General features: G+C 66.9%; 2 protein-coding genes. One reads left to right on the top strand and one right to left on the bottom strand.

The window, feature by feature from the left end; translation table 11 throughout:
- On the bottom strand, positions 1-545 hold a 545-nt coding region (locus F3T56_RS49185), incomplete at its 3' end, for a formyltetrahydrofolate deformylase (protein ID WP_281291995.1).
- A 404-nt stretch (positions 546-949) separates the two neighbouring features.
- Between F3T56_RS49185 and F3T56_RS50440 the strand changes: the two genes are divergently transcribed.
- On the top strand, positions 950-1108 hold the full coding sequence (locus tag F3T56_RS50440) for a hypothetical protein (RefSeq protein ID WP_425473758.1): 159 nt from the start codon (positions 950-952) through the stop codon (positions 1106-1108).
- Positions 1109-1166 lie beyond the last annotated feature (58 nt).

Below are 1166 nucleotides of genomic sequence, written 5' to 3'. Positions count from 1 at the left end.
AGGATCTGCATGTAGCGGGCCAGCACCACCAGGTCGATGTCCAGCTCGCGCACCAGCTCCAGCAGCCGCGCCTCGGCCTCGGGCTTGGTGTCCTTGGTCACCGGGACGTGGTGGAAAGGGACGCCGTAGGTCTCCGCGAGCCCCTCGAAGTCCCGGTGGTTTGAGACGATCGCGGGGATCTCGATGTTGAGGGCGCCGGTGCGCCGGCGGAAGAGCAGGTCGTTCAGGCAGTGGCCGAACTTGGACACCATGATCAGAGTCCGGGTCGGCGTGGTGGCGTCGCGCAAGGTCCAGGAGATGCCGTAGGCCTGGGCCACCGGACCGAACCGGTAACTCAGGTTCTCCAGTTCGTTGTTCGGGTCGGAAACGTCGAAGTGGACCCGCATGAAGAAACGACCTTGAAGTCGGTCGTCGAACTGCTGGCTTTCCAGGATGTTGCCGGAGTTCCTGACGAGAAAGCCGCTCACGGCGTGGACCAGTCCGGCGCTGTCCGGACAGGAGAGGGTGAGGACGTACTCACGGCCAGGTTGCGGTCGGGGGGACATGGGCGGCCTCCGGTGGTGCGTAATGCGCAACGTGGTGAGGGATACGCAACATGGTCGCCATGGGGCCGCTCGCGGTCAAGGTTCGGTGGGTAAAGAGGTGCGCATGGTGAAATCGTCATCCGTGAACCTCTTGGCGCCGGTCTGGGCATTCGACACGGGGTTCCACCCCGACGCCGAGGTGGCGATCGCCGCCGCCCGGCGCGCTACTGCTGCGCATCGCCGGCATCGTCGAGCGTGATGCCAAGGAGTTCGCCCGCGCCGGATCGCTGGACACCGGTAAGCGGCTGACGCCGTGAGCCGGGTCGTCGATGAGCCGGTCGGTGTGTGCGGGCTCATCACCCCCCGGGGACTGCCCGCTGCTGCGAGCCAGTTGGAATGATGCCCCGGCGCTGCTCGTCGGCAACATGATCGTCGTCAAGCCCGGCGAGCTCATCCCGTCCGCATCCGTCCTGCCGATGAAGGCACTGGAGGGGGGTAGGGCTCCCGGCCGCCTTCTTGCCGCAGTGCAGTACGGCGCCCTCGGCGAGGTCGGTCGCGACAAGGTGGACGCCTGGCTCAAGTAGTGCCGGAGGCGTGGGTAGTACGCCGGTCGAAAGATGCCCGGCGGGCGGTGCGCACCCC

Origin of the sequence: Streptomyces tailanensis, assembly GCF_008386495.1 — a bacterium.
GTDB lineage: Bacteria > Actinomycetota > Actinomycetes > Streptomycetales > Streptomycetaceae > Streptomyces > Streptomyces tailanensis.
This window is presented reverse-complemented; position numbering and strand designations above follow the sequence as displayed.

Excerpts from the sequence above, each read along its gene's own strand:
- F3T56_RS50440 (WP_425473758.1), top strand. The coding sequence starts at position 950 with ATGATCGTCGTCAAGCCCGGCGAGCTCATCCCGTCCGCATCCGTCCTG.